General features: G+C 64.4%; 17 protein-coding genes. 9 read left to right on the plus strand and 8 right to left on the minus strand.

Features of this window, described 5'->3' with window-relative positions:
• Positions 1-38 precede the first annotated feature (38 nt).
• On the minus strand, positions 39-878 hold the full coding sequence (coxB, locus tag QRQ56_RS29740; protein WP_438744786.1) for a cytochrome c oxidase subunit II: 840 nt from the start codon (positions 876-878) through the stop codon (positions 39-41).
• A gap of 460 nt (positions 879-1,338) precedes the next feature.
• Here coxB and QRQ56_RS29745 point away from each other — a divergent pair, with 460 nt between their 5' ends.
• The 7 genes from QRQ56_RS29745 (at position 1,339) to QRQ56_RS29775 (ending at position 5,973) form a co-directional block, all read left to right on the plus strand.
• Positions 1,339-1,884: an invasion associated locus B family protein gene (locus QRQ56_RS29745; RefSeq protein ID WP_438744788.1), complete on the plus strand. Its 546-nt coding sequence runs from the start codon at positions 1,339-1,341 to the stop codon at positions 1,882-1,884.
• Between the two features lie 82 nt (positions 1,885-1,966).
• The gene (locus tag QRQ56_RS29750) at positions 1,967-2,353 is read left to right on the plus strand and encodes a type II toxin-antitoxin system RelE/ParE family toxin (protein ID WP_438744789.1); all 387 of its coding nucleotides are present in this window, start codon (positions 1,967-1,969) and stop codon (positions 2,351-2,353) included.
• Complete coding sequence (locus tag QRQ56_RS29755; protein ID WP_438744790.1) at positions 2,328-2,678, plus strand: helix-turn-helix domain-containing protein; 351 nt, start codon at positions 2,328-2,330, stop codon at positions 2,676-2,678. Before QRQ56_RS29750 ends, QRQ56_RS29755 begins: the two co-directional genes overlap by 26 nt.
• Positions 2,679-2,822: 144 nt before the next feature.
• A complete protein-coding gene (tldD, locus tag QRQ56_RS29760; protein WP_438744791.1) occupies positions 2,823-4,250 on the plus strand; it encodes a metalloprotease TldD in 1,428 nt (475 codons plus the stop codon).
• A complete protein-coding gene (gene lepB / locus QRQ56_RS29765) occupies positions 4,247-5,026 on the plus strand; it encodes a signal peptidase I (RefSeq protein WP_438744792.1) in 780 nt (259 codons plus the stop codon). Before tldD ends, lepB begins: the two co-directional genes overlap by 4 nt.
• Positions 5,027-5,050: 24 nt before the next feature.
• Positions 5,051-5,398, plus strand: a complete 348-nt coding sequence (locus QRQ56_RS29770) for an MmcQ/YjbR family DNA-binding protein (protein WP_438744793.1) — start codon at positions 5,051-5,053, stop codon at positions 5,396-5,398.
• 8 nt (positions 5,399-5,406) lie between these two features.
• Positions 5,407-5,973 carry a nucleotidyltransferase family protein gene (locus tag QRQ56_RS29775; protein WP_438744985.1) on the plus strand — a complete coding sequence of 189 codons (567 nt, stop codon included), beginning with the start codon at positions 5,407-5,409 and terminating at the stop codon, positions 5,971-5,973.
• Between the two features lie 126 nt (positions 5,974-6,099).
• On the opposite strand, the gene QRQ56_RS29780 is transcribed toward QRQ56_RS29775, so the two are convergent.
• The 3 genes from QRQ56_RS29780 to QRQ56_RS29790 all read right to left on the minus strand — a co-directional run bounded on the left by QRQ56_RS29780 (position 6,100) and on the right by QRQ56_RS29790 (position 8,768).
• Positions 6,100-6,678 carry a PAN domain-containing protein gene (locus tag QRQ56_RS29780; protein WP_438744794.1) on the minus strand — a complete coding sequence of 193 codons (579 nt, stop codon included), beginning with the start codon at positions 6,676-6,678 and terminating at the stop codon, positions 6,100-6,102.
• 110 nt (positions 6,679-6,788) lie between these two features.
• Complete coding sequence (locus tag QRQ56_RS29785; RefSeq protein WP_438744795.1) at positions 6,789-8,159, minus strand: glutamate--cysteine ligase; 1,371 nt, start codon at positions 8,157-8,159, stop codon at positions 6,789-6,791.
• 99 nt (positions 8,160-8,258) lie between these two features.
• Positions 8,259-8,768, minus strand: a complete 510-nt coding sequence (locus tag QRQ56_RS29790) for a MarR family winged helix-turn-helix transcriptional regulator (protein ID WP_438744796.1) — start codon at positions 8,766-8,768, stop codon at positions 8,259-8,261.
• A 126-nt stretch (positions 8,769-8,894) separates the two neighbouring features.
• Between QRQ56_RS29790 and gstA the strand changes: the two genes are divergently transcribed.
• The gene (gene gstA, locus QRQ56_RS29795) at positions 8,895-9,509 is read left to right on the plus strand and encodes a glutathione transferase GstA (protein WP_438744798.1); all 615 of its coding nucleotides are present in this window, start codon (positions 8,895-8,897) and stop codon (positions 9,507-9,509) included.
• Positions 9,510-9,610: 101 nt separating this feature from the next.
• Here gstA and QRQ56_RS29800 read toward each other — a convergent pair whose 3' ends face one another.
• The 4 genes from QRQ56_RS29800 to QRQ56_RS29815 form a co-directional block, all read right to left on the minus strand.
• The gene (locus QRQ56_RS29800; protein ID WP_438744799.1) at positions 9,611-11,821 is read right to left on the minus strand and encodes an FAD-dependent oxidoreductase; all 2,211 of its coding nucleotides are present in this window, start codon (positions 11,819-11,821) and stop codon (positions 9,611-9,613) included.
• Between the two features lie 18 nt (positions 11,822-11,839).
• Positions 11,840-13,048: an acetyl-CoA C-acetyltransferase gene (locus QRQ56_RS29805; protein ID WP_438744801.1), complete on the minus strand. Its 1,209-nt coding sequence runs from the start codon at positions 13,046-13,048 to the stop codon at positions 11,840-11,842.
• Between the two features lie 73 nt (positions 13,049-13,121).
• Entirely contained in the window at positions 13,122-14,912 is a 1,791-nt protein-coding gene (locus QRQ56_RS29810) for an acyl-CoA dehydrogenase C-terminal domain-containing protein (protein ID WP_438744802.1), read from the minus strand.
• Positions 14,913-15,014: 102 nt separating this feature from the next.
• Positions 15,015-15,398 (minus strand): nuclear transport factor 2 family protein, encoded by a 384-nt coding sequence (locus tag QRQ56_RS29815; protein ID WP_438744803.1) that lies wholly within the window; start codon positions 15,396-15,398, stop codon positions 15,015-15,017.
• 198 nt (positions 15,399-15,596) lie between these two features.
• Between QRQ56_RS29815 and QRQ56_RS29820 the strand changes: the two genes are divergently transcribed.
• Positions 15,597-16,184, plus strand: a complete 588-nt coding sequence (locus QRQ56_RS29820; protein ID WP_438744804.1) for a PadR family transcriptional regulator — start codon at positions 15,597-15,599, stop codon at positions 16,182-16,184.
• Positions 16,185-16,507 lie beyond the last annotated feature (323 nt).

Consider the following 16,507-nt stretch of genomic DNA (forward strand, 5'->3'; position numbering starts at 1 on the left):
TTATATCGCTTTCAATCCCTCAGGCCGTCACCCGACGCTTACTGCGTCGGGCCGGCTGCGGAGGCGTAGGTGCTGGCGCCGCCGCTCGCATATTTCTTCTTCGCCGTCTCGACCCAGGCGGCGAAGTCCTTGTCCTCCACGACGCGAATCGCGATCGGCATGAAGGCGTGGTCCTTGCCGCAGAGCTCCGAGCACTGGCCGTAGAACATGCCGACCTTGGTGGCCTTGAACCAGGTTTCGTTCAGGCGGCCCGGAATGGCGTCGATCTTGACGCCGAAAGCCGGCAGCGCGAACGCGTGGATGACGTCTGCGCCGGTGACCTGGACGCGAATCACCTTGTTGACCGGAACCACCAGCTCGTTGTCGACGCCGAGCAGGCGGGGCTGCTTGTCCTGGGCCATCAGCGAGTCGAACTCGAACTTGCCGTTATCTGGATAGGCGTAGGACCAGTACCACTGCTTGCCGGTCGCCTTGATGGTCAGATCTGCCTTCGGCACATCGAGCTCGAGGAACAGCAGGCGGAAAGACGGCACCGAAATACCGACGAGGATCAGCACCGGAACCAGCGTCCAGGCCACCTCGATCAGCGTGTTGTGCGTGGTCCGCGACGGCACCGGATTGGCCTTCGCGTTGAACTTCAAGACCACGATCACCAGCAGCGCCAGAACGAACAGCGTAATCAGCGTGATGAGCACGAACAGGAAATTGTGGAACCAGACGATATTGTCCATCACCGGGGAACCGGACTCCTGAAGCGTCCATTCCCACGGCTTCGGCTGCCCGAGCTCGGCAAACGCTGCGCCGCCCGTCGCCAGTGTCAGACCCGCCACGGCCAATCCCAGCAAGTGCCGGCCGACCCGGCCCATCGACATCCTCATGCCGTCGCGCTCCCCTTACGAAGTCACCCCAAGTGCGCCCCCCAATGTTCGGGGAAACGCTTATTCGATCCGCCCGCCTGACAAACCGCCGCGCAAGAATACCTCTAAGAGGAATTGGGGCCAGATCGCTAGAACGCCGAAATCAAGCCTCTCAAACCATAATTTTTGATCTATCGCAATGCAGTCTTGAGGCCTGTCTGTCAGCCATCACACGCAAGATATTTCCTAGTAACATCAGACAAAAATACCGTTGGCCGGGATGCTGCGGCTTGACAGCGGAATTGCCCGCGTTAGGCACTGCCAGACGGCCGCTCAGGAACCTGATTCGTGCGGGCGGCGGCGGTGCGAGGCGGCGTGGAATTTGCTTGGGATTTGCCTTCAAGACGCCGTCATTCCCGTATCAGTCCGCCAGATTAGTCCGCCAGCGCGAGCGACCCAGGCGAGCAAAGGGACCGACCCGATGGGGCTTTCGAAATCGATGGCAAGGCAGCAGAGACCGCAGGCTGGCCGCCTCCCGGCGCTGGCAGGCCTGCTGGCTGCGATCGCCCTCCTGGCGCTTCCCGGCCTTGCTCATGCGCAGGGCGCAGTGCGCTCCGTCCATGGCGACTGGCAGATTCGCTGCGATACGCCGCCCGGCGCCCAGACCGAGCAGTGCGCCCTGATCCAGAGCGTGGTGGCGGAAGACCGCTCCAATGCCGGCCTGACCGTCATCGTCCTCAAGACCGCCGACCAGAAGAGCCGCCTGATGCGCGTGGTCGCGCCTTTGGGGGTCCTCCTCCCCTCCGGCCTCGGCCTCAAGCTCGACAACCAGGATGTCGGCCGTGCGGGCTTCGTCCGCTGCCTGCCCAATGGTTGCGTCGCCGAGGTGGTGATGGACGACAAGCTGCTCGGCCAGCTCCGCAGCGCCAAGACCGCCACCTTCATCATCTTCGAGACACCGGAAGAAGGCATCGGCTTCCCGCTCAGCCTGAACGGGCTCGGCGACGGCTACGACAAGCTGCCGTAAGTCTTCCGCGGACATATCCTCCAACATCGCCCGCTTGCACTACCACTCTATAAACTATAGTTTGTAGAGCGGGGAGGCGTTCGTGCGCATATTCAAAACCAGGACGCTCGCACGCTTTGCCCGTCAGAACCGCATTCCAGACGCGAGTCTGGTCGCCGCTATTGATCGTGCCACTCGCGGCTTGATCGACGCCAATCTCGGCGGTCGGATCATCAAGCAACGCGTTGCGCGGCCGGGAGAAGGCAAGCGAGGAGGTTTTCGGCTGCTGATCGGCTTTGGATCGGAGCGGTCGGTATTCCTGTTCGGATTCGCGAAGAACGAGCGAGAAAATATCGATGACGCCGAACTGACCACCTTGCGTGAAATTGCCGCTTCGTTCTTGAGCGCCAGCAACGCCAAGATCGAGCAAGCTCTAAACGACGGAACTTTGATTGAGGTGCGAGATGGCGACGAAACCGCGAAAGGCTAGCGCGAAGCCCAGCCGTCTGACGAGAGATCTGCTTGAGACGGCGCAGGACATGCGAACGAGCGGTCTGCTGACGAAGGCTGCCCACGAAAAGATCACGATGCGCCACAAGGCCGACATTCCGGCGGCAGCTACCGCCCCCATGTCCGGATCCGCGATCAAGGCCCTGAGAGAGGAAGCCAATCTCAGCCAGGCCGTCTTTGCCCAGCTCCTCAATCTGACGGTTGGCTATGTCTCCCAGCTTGAGCGCGGCGCGAAGCGTCCGACCGGCGCGACACTTACGTTGTTGAACGTCATTCAGAGGAAGGGGATTGAAGTCGTCCTCTGAGGTTTTCCCTGGTGCCGGAGATCCTTGGAATAGCACCCCCGTCCCATCCCACCCTATCGTTTCGGTAATGTGACGCCCCGCCCCCTCGCGGATCCCGAGGGAAACCATTATCTTGCCCCACATCTTCCGCTAATGGACGGACGCATGACCAATCCTGCCACGACCTCCCTGCTCGACCGCGCCAATCTCGACCGCGACCAGGTTCGCCACGAGATCGCACGCGGGCTTTCCGGTGCCGACGACGGCGAGCTGTTCCTGGAGTACAGCCAGACCGAAGCGCTGATGTTCGACAATGGGCGGCTGAAGCAGGCGACCTACGACACCTCGCAGGGTTTTGGCCTCCGCGCCGTCAAGGACGACGCGGTCGGCTATGCGCATTCCTCCGACGTCTCGCTGCCGGCGCTGATCCGCGCGGCGGATGCGGTCGCCGCGGTCCGCGGCGGCTATTCCGGCAGCTTCGCCGCCCCGCCGGCGCATACCAATGTGCGGCTCTATAGTGACGACAACCCGCTCGATGCCCCAGGCTTCGAGACCAAAGTGAAACTGCTGGCCGAGATCGACGCCTATCTGCGCGACAAGGATCCCAGGGTGCGGCAGGTCAGCGTCAGCCTGGGCGCGACCTGGCAGGTGGTCGAGATCCTCAGGCCCGACGGCGAGAGCTATCGCGACATTCGCCCGCTGGTGCGCGTCAACGTTTCCGTCGTCGCCGGCCAGGGCGACCGCCAGGAGAGCGGAAGCAAGGGCTATGGCGGTCGCGCCGGCTATGCCGAATTCATCGAGAGCAAGAACTGGCGCGACGCCGCCGATGGCGCGCTGCGCGAGGCGCTGGTCAACCTGGAATCGATTCCCGCCCCCGCCGGCGAGATGGACGTCGTGCTCGGGGCCGGCTGGCCCGGCGTGATGCTGCATGAAGCGGTCGGCCATGGCCTCGAAGGCGATTTCAATCGCAAGAAGACCTCGGCGTTTGCCGGCCTGATGGGCCAGCAGGTCGCGGCCAAGGGCGTCACCGTGGTCGACGACGGCACCATTGCCTCGCGCCGCGGCTCGCTGTCGATCGACGACGAGGGCACGCCGACCAACCGCACCGTGCTGATCGAGGACGGCATCCTCGTCGGCTACATGCAGGATCGCCAGAACGCGCGACTGATGAACATGAAGCCGACCGGCAACGGCCGCCGCCAGGGCTATGCCCATGTGCCGATGCCGCGCATGACCAACACCTACATGCTCGCAGGCGACCGCGATCCGGCCGAGATCCTGGCCTCCGTGAAGAACGGCGTGTTCGCCGCGAATTTCGGCGGCGGCCAGGTCGACATCACCTCGGGCAAGTACGTGTTCCAGTGCACCGAGGCCTACAAGATCGAGAACGGCAAGATCGGCGCGCCGCTGAAGGGCGCCATGCTGATCGGCAACGGGCCGACCGACCTGCATCGCATCCGCATGATCGGCAACGACCTTGCGCTCGATACCGGTATCGGCACCTGCGGCAAAAACGGACAGGGCGTACCGGTCGGCGTCGGCCAGCCATCGCTCCTGATGGAACGCATCACGGTGGGTGGAACGGGCGCATGAGCGTTGAAGACAAAGTAACTGCGCCCGCCAAGCGCAAAAGCAGCGGCTGGGGCGGACAGATCGTTCAGCTCGCCGGCATCGTCGCCGCCGTCTTCATCGCCAAGGGCGCGCTCGCCGAGCCGTTCTACGTGCCGTCGGGCTCGATGGAGCCGACGCTGCTGATCGGCGACGCGCTGATCGCCTCGAAATTCCCCTATGGCTACGGCACCTCGTCGCTGCCGATCCAGATCAATCTGCCCGAGAGCGGCCGCGTGTTCGCGGAGACGCCGAAGCAGGGCGATGTCGTGGTGTTCCGCTGGCCCGGTGATCGTTCGCAGGCCTGGGTCAAGCGTGTCGTGGGGCTTCCCGGCGACCGCATCCAGATGCGGCAGGGCCAGCTCTTCATCAACGACCGTCCCGCCGAGTTGAAGCCCGACGGCGTGGGCGCTGCCGAGGACGACAATGGCGGCAGCGAGCCTGCCTACCGTTATGTCGAGACGCTGCCGAACGGCGTCTCGCATTTGATCTTCAAGATGCGCGACAACGGCCCGCTCGACAACACGCAGGAAGTGACGGTGCCCGCCGGCCACCTCTTCGTGCTCGGCGACAACCGCGACAACTCCGCCGACAGCCGCGTGTCGCTGCGCTCCGGCGGCGTCGGCCTGCTGCCGATCGACAATCTGATCGGCCGGGCAGATGCCGTGCTCGGATCCTGGGATCTCGGTATGCGCGGCCAGCCGGTCTACACGTGGCTCTCCGGCTTCCGGCTCGCGCGGTTCTTCACCGCGGTGCACTGAGCGGCCTTTCAAGGTCTCCATCACATGACCTTCGACGACGTCAGAAAATTTGCGCTGACGTGGGCGGAGGTCGAGGACGGCACCTCCTATGGGACGCCGGCGCTGAAGGTGCGCAAGAAGATGCTCGCGCGTCTGAAGGAGGACGGCGACAGCCTGGTGATGCCGGATGTGCCGATCGACGAGCGCGCCATGCTGGTCGAGAGCCAGCCGAAGATCTTCTATTTCACTGATCATTACGCGGACTATCCGATCGTGCTGATTCGCCTGTCGAAGGCGAAACGCGCGACCGTCGAACCGTTGTTGCGGCGGCGCTGGCGTGCCCTGGCGTCGAAGGCGGCGCGGGCTGAGTTCGATAAGCGCGAGAGCAGGTGAGCGGCGCGATGGATGAGGCGCGCTTTCTTGCGTTGGCGCTGCGTAATCCCGTCAACGCCGCCATCATCGACGAGCTGCATCGCCTCGCGCTTCCCGACGCGTGGCTGGTCTCGGGATGCCTGGTGCAGACCGTGTGGAACGTGCTCACGGGCCGTGCCGTCGGGCACGGCATCGCCGACTATGACGCGTTCTATTTCGATCCCGATACATCGTGGGAGGCGGAGGACGCGGTCATCCGCAAACTGCAGGAGCGGCTGGGCCAGCTCGGCGCCAGGATCGAGATCCGCAACCAGGCGCGCGTGCATCTCTGGTACCCCGCCAAGCACGGCCTGCCCTATCCGCCCCTTCGAGATTCGCGCGAAGGCATCGACCGCTTCCTGACGCAGAATACGCAAGCCGGCGTTAGGCGCGCGGACGATGGCTACGAGGTCTACGCACCGCACGGCTTCGACGACATTGCGAAGCTGATCGCGCGGCCCAATCCGGGCCCGAATTTTTCCGCGGCGAATTACGCGGTGAAAGCCGCGCGCTGGAAAGCGCTGTGGCCGGAGCTCACCGTGATCGCGGCGGCGTGAAATCTCGCAGGGTGGGCAAAGCGAAGCGTGCCCACGTATTTTTTCGCGATCGAGAGAGATCGTGGGCACGGCGCAGGGGCGCCTTTGCCCACCCTACGGCACCTTCGCTTGCGATGAGAGAGCCTGCTACCGCACCACGCCCGACGTGAACCCTGCCTTTCGGCGCGGCGGCTTGATCTCCTTTTTCAGGAAGCAGCGCGCCTCGCGCCCGGTGTAGCCGGGGCGGGCATAGGTGAAGGCGCGGCACTTGTTGTCGCCGGTGCACGCGGCCTTGCAGGCCTCGACGCCGTCGCCCTCTTTCAGCTCGAAATTGCGCAGATCACCGCCGGGGCGGTCGATCGACGTCTCCACGCCCTCGACCCGCGGCTCGATCACGCCGGCGCCGCGCACACCGGAGATGCAGCAGCTGCCCGGCACGCGCGCCGGCACGGTGTTCTTCAGCCAGCAGACCGCCGAGCCGCCTTCGACATCGGGATAGCTGAAGCTCCACGAACGACAACGACGGTCGCGTTCGCACAAGAGCGCGCAATCCTCGGGATCGCCCGATGCGACCGGTGAGCTAAAATAATCGCCGCCGGGCCGGTCGAAGGCGGTCTGGGCGCGCGCCGGCACGCTCGCGAAGGCGAGCGAAAGCAGCGCGGCACATGCCACGACCTTTGCCACGACCTTTGCCATGACGGCGCCGGACAGGCGGCCCTTCCCCATCGGAACAGCTTTCGAGTTATTGAGGACGCTCAGGTTTTTTCAGCCGGTCATTTGATCGCCGCAAACCTGTATGGGCGATGAACGGCTGAACTCCCGGGCGGCTTGCCGGCCTAGAACGCGTATTCGGCGTAGGCCGGTTCCACCGAGCCCTTCCAGGGGCCGTTGAACTTGTCCAGCATCTCCTCGGCCGGGGTCCGGCCGGAATCGATGATGCGGTCGAGCGGCTCCAGATGCCGCGTTTCGTCGCGGCCGAGCTGGTCGATCCGGGCGCGCCGGCGCAGGCCGGCATGTGCCAGAACGAGGCATTCCTTGGCGATCTCGAACAGATAGCGGTTCTTGATCCGCGCCTTGAAGCCGAAGCGCGGCACGTCGTCGCGCAGGGCCTGACGCTCGGGCGCGGTCCAGTGCTTGACGATCTCCCAGGCCGCATCGAGCGCGACGTCGTCATAAAGCAGCCCGACCCAGAACGCCGGCAGCGCCGGCAACCGGCCCCAGGGACCGCCGTCGGAGCCGCGCATCTCGAGATAACGCTTGAGCCGGACCTCCGGGAAGATCGTGGACAGGTGATTGGCCCAGTCCGACAGCGTCGGACGCTCGCCGGGAAGGTTGTTGTTGCGGCCGTCGAAGAAGGCGCGGAACGAGGAGCCCGACACGTCGATATAGTCCTCGTCGCGCTTGACGAAATACATGGGCACGTCGAGGGCGTAGTCGACATAGCGCTCGAAGCCCATGCCGTCCTCGAATGCCCACGGCATCATACCCGAGCGCGCATTGTCGGTGTCGCGCCAGATCTCGGAGCGGAAGGAGAGGAAGCCGTTCGGCTTGCCTTCGGTGAACGGCGAATTGGCGAACAAGGCGGTTGCAACCGGCTGCAGCGCGAGCGACACGCGCAGCTTCTTGACCATGTCGGCTTCGGAGGAGAAGTCGAGATTGGTCTGCACCGTGCAGGTCCGGTACATCATGTCGAGGCCGTATTGGCCGACCTTCGGCATGTAGTTGGTCATGATCTTGTAGCGGCCCTTGGGCATCATCGGGACGTCGGCGCGCGACCAGGACGGCGTCATGCCGAGACCGAGGAAGCCGATGCCGAGCGGCGTTGCGATCTCGCGCACCTGCGCCAGATGCGCCATCAGCTCGCTTTGGGTCTGGTGCACGTTCTCGACCGGCGCGCCTGACAGTTCGAACTGCCCGCCGGGCTCGAGCGAGATCGCGCCGCCGCCGGTGACGTCGTAGAGGCCGATGATGTTGCCCTTCTCCATGATCGGCTCCCAGCCGAGCAGGAGCTTCATGCCTTCGAGCAGCGCACCGATGCCGCGCGCGCCTTCGTAAGGCACCGGACGGTGGCCTTCGAGCGTGAACGGCGTCTTCTCGTGCTCGGTGCCCATGCGCCACTCGGACGCCGGCTTGCAGCCTTCCTCGAACCACGCAACGAGCTCGTCGCGTGACTGCAGCGGCGTCATATCGATCTGGTCTCGCGCCATATCAAACTCTAATCAAAGGCGCTTCGACCGAATGCGCGCGGGGTGATGGGGATGGTCCGCGAACCACGGGGTGCGCGGACGTGCTGGTTTGCCGCGCGGTCATCGCGACGGCGAAGTTTCGTTGGTGTTAGCGTTGGTTTGGGCGACGGGCGGCAGCTTCATCTCGCCGCACGAGCAGCCCAGCCGGTCGAGCAGACCGCTGAGCTTGACGGCATCGGCATCGGACAGTTTCGAACCGACATATTTCTCGATCGCGGCCGAATAGGCGCCCCACATCCGCTTCTGCAATTCGCGGCCGGCTTCGGTGATCTCGACGAACTGGCCGCGCTTGTCGATCTTGCATTCGCGCCGTGAGGCAAGGCCCTCGTCGACCAGGCGGTCGATCAGGCGCGAGGTGGAATATTGCGGGATCAGCATCTGCCGTTCGAGTTCCACGGGGCGCAGTTCGCCCGAGGGCGCACGCGACAATTCCAGCAGCGCGTCGTACCATGCCAGCGGCGGGAAGCCGGCCTTCTTCAAATCCTGCTCGACGCAATCGAGCACGCGGCTCTGCACCCGCATCAGGCGGATCCAGGCGGAAGTCGCCTCGGTCGATGGTTTGCGTTTCATGGTCCCGCTCAAGCTCGTCGCCCGTCTCTTACCCCATTTGATGCAGCTGCATCAATCTTGACTATTTCATGCAGACGCATGTAGTCGTTCTTTCGCCCCAACCAAGCGTCAAGAGGAGGAAATTCCATGAAACTCTATTACTCGCCCGGTGCCTGCTCCCTGTCCCCCCACATCGCGCTCCTGGAAGCCGGCCTGCCCTATGAGCTGGTCAAGGTCGATATCCGGGCCAAGAAGCTCGAAAATGGTGAGGATTATCTGAAGCTGAACCCCAAGGGCCAGGTCCCTGCGCTGGGCCTCGACAGCGGTGAGATCGTGACCGAAGGGCCGGTGATTGTCCAGATGATCGCCGACCAGGCTGCGGCCAAGGCGCTGGCGCCGGCGCACGGCAGTTCCGAGCGCTACAAGCTGCTGGAGTGGCTCAACTTCCTCACCTCCGAGGTGCACAAGAGCTTTGGCCCGATGTTCGCACCGGCGCTGAACGACGAAGCCAAGGCGTTCTTCAAAGACCGCGTCATGGGCAAGCTGAAATATATCGACAGCCAGCTCGCCGGCCGCGACTACCTCATGGGCAAGCAGTTCACGGTGGCCGACGGCTATCTGTTCACGATGCTGACCTGGGGCGACCGGATGAAGTTCGACCTCTCAGGCATGCCGAACCTCATGGCCTACAAGGCCCGCGTCGCGGCGCGGCCCCAGGTGCAGGAAGCGCTGCAGAAGGAAGGCCTCGCGCAGGCGAAGTGAGGCGTTCAAGACCGACGACAAAAGGCCGGATCGATGATCCGGCCTTTTTGATTCTGCGTAGCCCGGATTTCGCCGCGCTCCATCCGGGCTACAAGATCAGATCAGGCCGCCTTCTTCGGCGCGAAGCGGCCGTAGAAGGTTTCGCCCTTCGCCGCCATCTCTTCGAGCAGCTTCGGCGGGGTGAAGCGCGAGCCGTACTTCGCTTCGAGCTTGTGGCAGAGCTCGACGAATTTCTTCGTACCCATGAAGTCGATGTAGGACAGCGTGCCACCGGTGAACGGCGCGAAGCCGAAGCCGAGGATCGAGCCGACATCCGCCTCGCGCGGATCGGTGATGACGTGATCCTCGACCGTGCGCGCGGCTTCCACCGCCTGCACCACCAGGAAGCGCTGCTTGAGCTCCTCGATGTCGAGCGTGTCGGGGTCGAGCTGCTTCGGCTGCAGCGCCGAGAGGCCCGGCCACAGGCTCTTCGATCCCTTGCCCTTCTCGGGATAGTCGTAGAAGCCCTTGCTGTTCTTGCGACCGAGACGGCCCTGTTTCTCGACCATCTCCACCATCAGCCTCTTCTGATCGGGATTGATGGCGTTGGGGCCGAGGTCGGCTTCGGTGGCCTTCATGATCTTGAGGCCGAGGTCGAGCGCGACTTCGTCCGAGAGCGAGAGCGGGCCGACCGGCATGCCGGCCATCTTGGCGCAGTTCTCGATCATCGCCGGGGGTACGCCTTCCAGGAACATCTCGTTGCCTTCGGCGACGTAGCGGCCGACGCAGCGGTTGGCGAAGAAGCCTCGGGAGTCGTTGACCACGATCGGCGTCTTGCCGATCTGGCGGACATAGTCGAGCGCGGTCGCAAGCGCGACGTCGCCGGTGTTCTTGCCCTTGATGATCTCGACCAGCATCATCTTCTCGACCGGCGAGAAGAAGTGGATGCCGACGAACTTGCCCTGGTCCTTGAAGCCTTCGGCCAGCGAGGTGATCGGCAGCGTCGAGGTGTTCGAGGCGAAGATCACGTCCGGCTTCATGTGCTCCTGTGCCTTGGCGAAGGTCTCGGCCTTGACCTTGCGGTCCTCGAACACCGCCTCGATGACGAGGTCGACGTCCTTCAGCGCCGCATAGTCCGCGGTCGGGGTGATGCGCGCGAGCAGCGCTTCGGCATCCGCCGGCTTGGCGCGGCCCTTCTTGATCTGCTCCTCGATCACCTTCTGCGCATGCGCCTTGCCCTTGTCGGCGCTCGCCTGGTCGCGGTCGATCAGGACGACGTCGAGGCCGGCGCGGGCCGAGACGTAGCCGACGCTGGCACCCATGAAGCCGGCGCCGATCACGGCGATCTTCTTCACCTTGGTCGCGGGCACGTCCTTCGGACGGCGCGCGCCCTTGTTGAGCTCCTGCATCGACAGGAACAGGCTGCGGATCATCGCCGCGGCTTCCTTCGAGCGCAACACCGAGGTGAAGTAGCGCGACTCGACGCGGAGCGCCGCGTCGATCGGCAGCTGCAGGCCTTCATAGACGCAGCTCATGATCGCGCGCGCGGCCGGATAATTGTCGTAGGTCTCGCGGCGGTAGATCGCGTTGCCGGCCGGGAACATCATCATGCCGGCCTTCGAGAACACCGGACCGCCCGGCAGCTTGAAGCCCTTCTCGTCCCAGGGCGCCACGGCCTTGCCGCCGCCCTTGATCCAGTCCTTGGCAGCCTTGACCAGGTCGGCTGCGGGAACGACGGCGTGAATCAAATTCAGCGCCTTGGCCTTCTCGACGGTGACCGGATCGCCCTTGAGCAGGATCGTCATCGCGTCCTGCGGCGGCACCAGGCGCGGCACGCGCTGCGTGCCGCCGGCGCCGGGGAACAGGCCGACCTTGACCTCGGGCAGGCCGAGGCGGGTCTTGGGATTCTCGGCCGCCACGCGGTAGTGGCAGCACAGCGTGATCTCGAAACCGCCGCCGAGCGCGAGGCCGTTGATCGCGGCCGCCCACGGCTTGCCGGAGGTTTCGATCGAGCGCAGCACCAGCGAGAAGCGGCGGCTCTGGTCGAACAGCATCTGGTTCGCCGCGGTCTCGCCCTGCTCCTTGAGAACTTTCGCGTAAGCCTGGTTCATGCCTTCGAGCATGGAGAGATCAGCACCGGCGCAGAACGCTTCCTTGGCGGAGGTGATGACGACACCCTTCACCGCGGCGTCGGCCGTGGTCGCCTTGACGATCGCGTCGAGCTCGCTGGTCGAGGTCTCGTCGAGCACGTTCATCGAACGGCCCGGGATGTCCCAGGTGACGAGCGCGATACCGTCGGAATCGGTCTCAACCCTGAAGTTCTTGTACGACATGTTGGTTGCTCCCTACCCTTAGACGCGCTCGATGATGGTCGCGGTGCCCATGCCGCCGCCGATGCACAGCGTGACGAGGGCGGTGGACTTGTTGGTGCGCTCGAGCTCGTCGAGCACGGTGCCGAGGATCATTGCGCCGGTGGCGCCGAGCGGATGGCCGAGCGCGATCGCGCCGCCATTGACGTTGATCTTGGCGTTGTCGATGTCGAAGGCCTGGATGTAGCGCAGCACGACGGAGGCGAAGGCCTCGTTGAGCTCGAACAGGTCGATATCCGACTTCTTCATGCCGGAGCGCGCGAACAGCTTCTCGGTGACGTCGACCGGACCGGTCAGCATCATCGCCGGCTCCGAGCCGATGTTGGCGAAGGCGCGGATTTTTGCGCGCGGCTTCAAGCCGTATTTGCTACCGGCTTCCTTGCTGCCGAGCAGCACGGCGCCGGCACCGTCGACGATGCCGGAGGAATTGCCGGCGTGGTGCACGTAATTGACGCGCTCGATCTCCGGGTGCGACTGCAGCGCGACGCCGTCGAAGCCGCCCATCTGCGCCATCATCGTGAACGAGGGCTGCAGCTGCGCCAGCGACTGCATCGTCGTCGAAGGACGCATGTGCTCGTCCTTGGCGAGGATGGTGAGGCCGTTGATGTCCTTCACCGGCACGATCGACTTGTCGAAGCGGCCCTCTTCCCAAGACTTCGCCGCGCGCTGCTGGCTCTGCACCGCATAGGCGTCGACGTCGTCGCGGGAGAAGCCGTATTTGGTGGCGATCAGATCGGCCGAGACGCCCTGCGGCATGAAGTAAGCGGGGACCGCCATCGAGGGATCCATCGGCCAGGCACCGCCGGAGGCGCCGATGCCGACGCGGCTCATCGACTCGGCACCGCCGCCGATCACGAGCTCATGCTGGCCGCTCATGACCTGCGCGGCGGCAAAATTCACGGCATCGAGGCCTGAGGCGCAGAAGCGGCTGATCTGCACGCCGGGAACGGCTTCGCCGAGACCGGATTTCAGCGCGGCGAAGCGAGCGATGTCGCTTCCGGCCTCGCCGACCGGATCGACCACGCCGAGGATGACGTCGTCGACGGAATCTTCCGGCAAATTGTTGCGGTCCTTGAGTGCCTTCAGCGGCACGGTGGCGAGCGCGAGCGCGGTCACTTCGTGCAGCGAACCGTCGGCCTTGCCGCGGCCGCGGGGGGTGCGGACGTGATCGTAGATATAGGCATCTGCCATGGGAGCCTCCTGATTGCAGTGATGTCAGTGGCGACCGCGGGCGCGGTCGCAATCATTGGTGACGCGGGAAGCCTCAGAACGCTTCCGCGGGCAATTCCATGATGGTGGCGCAGCCGGCCTGGATGCGCGCGAGATTGGCGGCCGTCTCCGGCAGCATCCGCTCCATGAAGAAGCGGCCCGTGACGAGCTTGGTCGAGAGATAGGGCGTCGCCCCGCTCTCGGCAATCTTGGCATTCGTCACCTTCGCCATCTTCGCCCACATGTAGCCGAGCGCGACGAAGCCGAAGAGGTGCAGGTAATCGGTTGCGGCGGCGCCGGCATTGTCGGGCTTCGCCATCGCGTTCTGCATCAGCCAGGTCGTCGCCTGCTGGAGATGGCCGAGCGAGGCCGAGAGCGGGGCGATGAACGGCTTCATCGCCTCGTCGCCGCCGTTCTCCTTGGCGAAGGCCATGACCTCGCCGAAGAACGCCATGATGGCGCGGCCGCCATCGCGCGGCAGCTTGCGGCCGACGAGGTCGAGCGCCTGGATGCCGTTGGCGCCTTCATAGATCATGGCGATGCGCGCATCGCGCACGAACTGCTCCATGCCCTGCTCGGCGATGTAGCCGTGACCGCCATACATCTGCTGCGCCTGCACCGCGTTGGCGAAGCCGTAATCGGTGAGGAAGCCCTTCAGCACCGGCGTCATCAGGCCCATGTGATCGTCGGCGGCCTGGCGGTCCTTCGGATCCTCGGAGCGGTGCGCGACGTCGCTCTTCAGCGCGGTCCACATCACGAAGGCGCGCGCGGCTTCGTTGAAAGCGCGGATCGACAGCAGCGTGCGGCGCACGTCGGGATGCACGATGATCGGGTCGGCCTGCTTGTCCGGCGCCTTGGCGCCCGTGAGCGAACGGCCCTGGATGCGATCGCGGGCATAGGCGACCGCGTTCTGATAGGCGACCTCGGACTGCGCGAGACCCTGAACGGCGACACCGAGGCGGGCCTCGTTCATCATCACGAACATGCCCTGCATGCCCTTGTTCTCTTCGCCGATCAGCCAGCCGGTGGCGTTGTCGTAGTTCATCACGCAGGTGGAATTGCCGTGGATGCCCATCTTGTGCTCGATCGAGCCGCAGACGACGCCGTTGCGTGCGCCGACCGAGCCGTCGGCATTGACCAGGAACTTCGGCACCACGAACAGCGACACGCCCTTGATGCCGGCGGGCGCGCCCTCGATGCGGGCGAGCACGAGGTGGATGATGTTGGGCGCGAGGTCGTGTTCACCGGCCGAGATGAAGATCTTGGTGCCCGTGATCTTGAAGCTGCCGTCGGCCTGCCGCACCGCCTTGGTGCGAAGCATGCCGAGGTCGGTGCCGCAATGCGGCTCGGTCAGGTTCATGGTGCCGGTCCATTCGCCGGCGACCATCTTGGGCACGTAGGTCTGCTTCTGCTCGGGCGAGCCATGGACGATCAGTGCGGCGGTCGCACCCATGGTGAGGCCGCCATACATCGAGAACGCCATGTTGGCGGAGATCTGGAATTCATTGACCGCCTGCGAGAGCGTCACCGGCAGGCCCTGGCCGCCGAATTCGGTCGGGGCGGAGAGACCAAGCCAGCCGCCTTCGACCACCTGCTTGAAGGCGTCCTTGAAGCCCTTCGGCGTGGTGACGCTGCCGTCATCGGCGCGCTTGCAGCCCTCGAGATCACCGACGCGATTGAGCGGCTGCAGCACCTCTTCGGCGAGCTTGGCGGCTTCGCCCAGAATGGCTTCGCGCACGTCGCTCGACGCGTCGGAGAAGCCGGCGAGGTTGTCGTAGCGGTCGATCTGGAAGACGTCGTTGAGCAGGAAGTTCACGTCTTCGACGGGGGCTTTGTAGATCGGCATGGTGTTCTCCCGGCAATGGGCCTTGAAGTGACGATGTTCGCGAGTTTCCTGCGGCGCAGCCTGCCCCGCGAGCTTAGCGGGTTCTGCAACCTCAGGGCAGGGTCATGATTGGGCGGCAAGCTGCTCCGCCATCAGGCGGTGCAGCATGTTGATCGCCTTGAGCGGACGCACCATCACCTTGAAATGGGTGATGCGTCCCTCGTTGTCGAAGGTGATGATGTCGACGCCGTTGATCTCGATGCCGTCGATCATGGTCTTGAATTCGAGCACGGCGCCGTTGTCGCTGCGCCATTCGCCGACGTAGGTGAAATCAGGACCGCCGAGCACCTGCTCGGCGCTGGAAAGGTATTTGAAGGTGATGTCACGCCCGCGCTGCGGCGTGTGGACGACCGGGCTTTCGAACACGGCATCGGGATGCAGGAGGTCCCGGAGCGCGGCGCGGTCGTGAGACTTCATGTAGGCGTACCAGGAATCGAGGCCGGTCATTCTCAGCTGCCTCCCTTAAGGGCCTGGACAAAAAGTGCGAAAACAACCCCATGCACAGTAGCGTGGCGATTGATTTCACTGGGTTTTTCGGGTCGGATAATGGCCCGGCCCGGCTTGTCTCATATGCACATTGACGCATATGCGCCAATGCGCATAAAGTCAAGCGAGATGGTCGAGGATGAAACAAGGAGGCCGGTCATGGCCCTGGGCGACGCGATCCTCGCATGCCTCACGGAACGCCCGATGACGGGCTACGAACTCGCCAAGACGTTCGATTCCTCGATCGGCTTCTTCTGGAAGGCCGACCACCAGCAGATCTACCGCGAGCTCTCCAAGCTGCGCGACCGCGGCCACATCCAGGGCCGCGAGGTCGTGCAAACAGGCAAGCCCAACAAGCTGGTTTATACGCTCACTCCGGAGGGGCGAACAGCACTGCGGCACTGGGCCGCGCGGCCAAGCACGCCGGCCTCGACCAAGGACGACCTCCTGGTCCGCCTCCACGCCCTCGACAGCATCGACATCGAGCCGCTGCGCACCGATCTGATGGCCCGCCTGGAGCATCACCGCGACCGCCACGCCAATTACGAGCGCATCCTGAAGAAGCGTTTTCCGGATGGCACCGCGGAGGGAAGGCTCGATCTCGGTAATTTGCTGCTGCTCCGCCTCGGCGCCCGCCACGAGCAGATGGTGGCCGATTTCTGCGAGGAGACGCTGGAAGCGCTCTCGGCGATGAGCGGCAAGGCCACGGTGGTGCCGATCGAGGACGGCAAGCGGGAGAAGGGTTAGGGGGCGTCGGGACAGGAGATTCCGCCACCTTTTCCGGTGTCATGCCCCGCGAAGGCGGGGCATCCAGTACTCCGGGGCAGCGCGGCTGGAATCGAGAGGCCGCGGCGTACTGGATCGCCCGCCTTCGCGGGCGATGACAGCGGAGTGTGTGGGGACTACTGCAAGCCGCGGTGACGTAGTCCCGGATGCTCCACCGGTTCCCCCGTCCAACTTTAAGACCCCGGCAACCGCGTTCCTTAACTCGTTATTTACCGTAACGGACAAAAGTCGGTTTTCGAGGCAGACGACCCGCGTCAAATTCGATTGTCTTTGCAACGGACACG

It is taken from the genome of Bradyrhizobium sp. U531, from assembly GCF_051710265.1.
In the GTDB taxonomy this organism is placed as follows: Bacteria; Pseudomonadota; Alphaproteobacteria; order Rhizobiales; family Xanthobacteraceae; genus Bradyrhizobium.

Coding starts and splice junctions, on each gene's coding strand:
- QRQ56_RS29780 (WP_438744794.1), bottom strand. CDS start 6,678: ATGGGGAAGGGCCGCCTGTCCGGCGCCGTCATGGCAAAGGTCGTGGCA.
- QRQ56_RS29745 (WP_438744788.1), top strand. CDS start 1,339: ATGGGGCTTTCGAAATCGATGGCAAGGCAGCAGAGACCGCAGGCTGGC.
- QRQ56_RS29800 (WP_438744799.1), bottom strand. CDS start 11,821: ATGTCGTACAAGAACTTCAGGGTTGAGACCGATTCCGACGGTATCGCG.
- QRQ56_RS29805 (WP_438744801.1), bottom strand. CDS start 13,048: ATGGCAGATGCCTATATCTACGATCACGTCCGCACCCCCCGCGGCCGC.
- QRQ56_RS29770 (WP_438744793.1), top strand. CDS start 5,051: ATGACCTTCGACGACGTCAGAAAATTTGCGCTGACGTGGGCGGAGGTC.
- QRQ56_RS29755 (WP_438744790.1), top strand. CDS start 2,328: ATGGCGACGAAACCGCGAAAGGCTAGCGCGAAGCCCAGCCGTCTGACG.
- QRQ56_RS29790 (WP_438744796.1), bottom strand. CDS start 8,768: ATGAAACGCAAACCATCGACCGAGGCGACTTCCGCCTGGATCCGCCTG.
- coxB (WP_438744786.1), bottom strand. CDS start 878: ATGAGGATGTCGATGGGCCGGGTCGGCCGGCACTTGCTGGGATTGGCC.
- QRQ56_RS29820 (WP_438744804.1), top strand. CDS start 15,597: ATGGCCCTGGGCGACGCGATCCTCGCATGCCTCACGGAACGCCCGATG.
- QRQ56_RS29810 (WP_438744802.1), bottom strand. CDS start 14,912: ATGCCGATCTACAAAGCCCCCGTCGAAGACGTGAACTTCCTGCTCAAC.
- gstA (WP_438744798.1), top strand. CDS start 8,895: ATGAAACTCTATTACTCGCCCGGTGCCTGCTCCCTGTCCCCCCACATC.
- QRQ56_RS29785 (WP_438744795.1), bottom strand. CDS start 8,159: ATGGCGCGAGACCAGATCGATATGACGCCGCTGCAGTCACGCGACGAG.
- lepB (WP_438744792.1), top strand. CDS start 4,247: ATGAGCGTTGAAGACAAAGTAACTGCGCCCGCCAAGCGCAAAAGCAGC.
- QRQ56_RS29775 (WP_438744985.1), top strand. CDS start 5,407: ATGGATGAGGCGCGCTTTCTTGCGTTGGCGCTGCGTAATCCCGTCAAC.
- tldD (WP_438744791.1), top strand. CDS start 2,823: ATGACCAATCCTGCCACGACCTCCCTGCTCGACCGCGCCAATCTCGAC.
- QRQ56_RS29815 (WP_438744803.1), bottom strand. CDS start 15,398: ATGACCGGCCTCGATTCCTGGTACGCCTACATGAAGTCTCACGACCGC.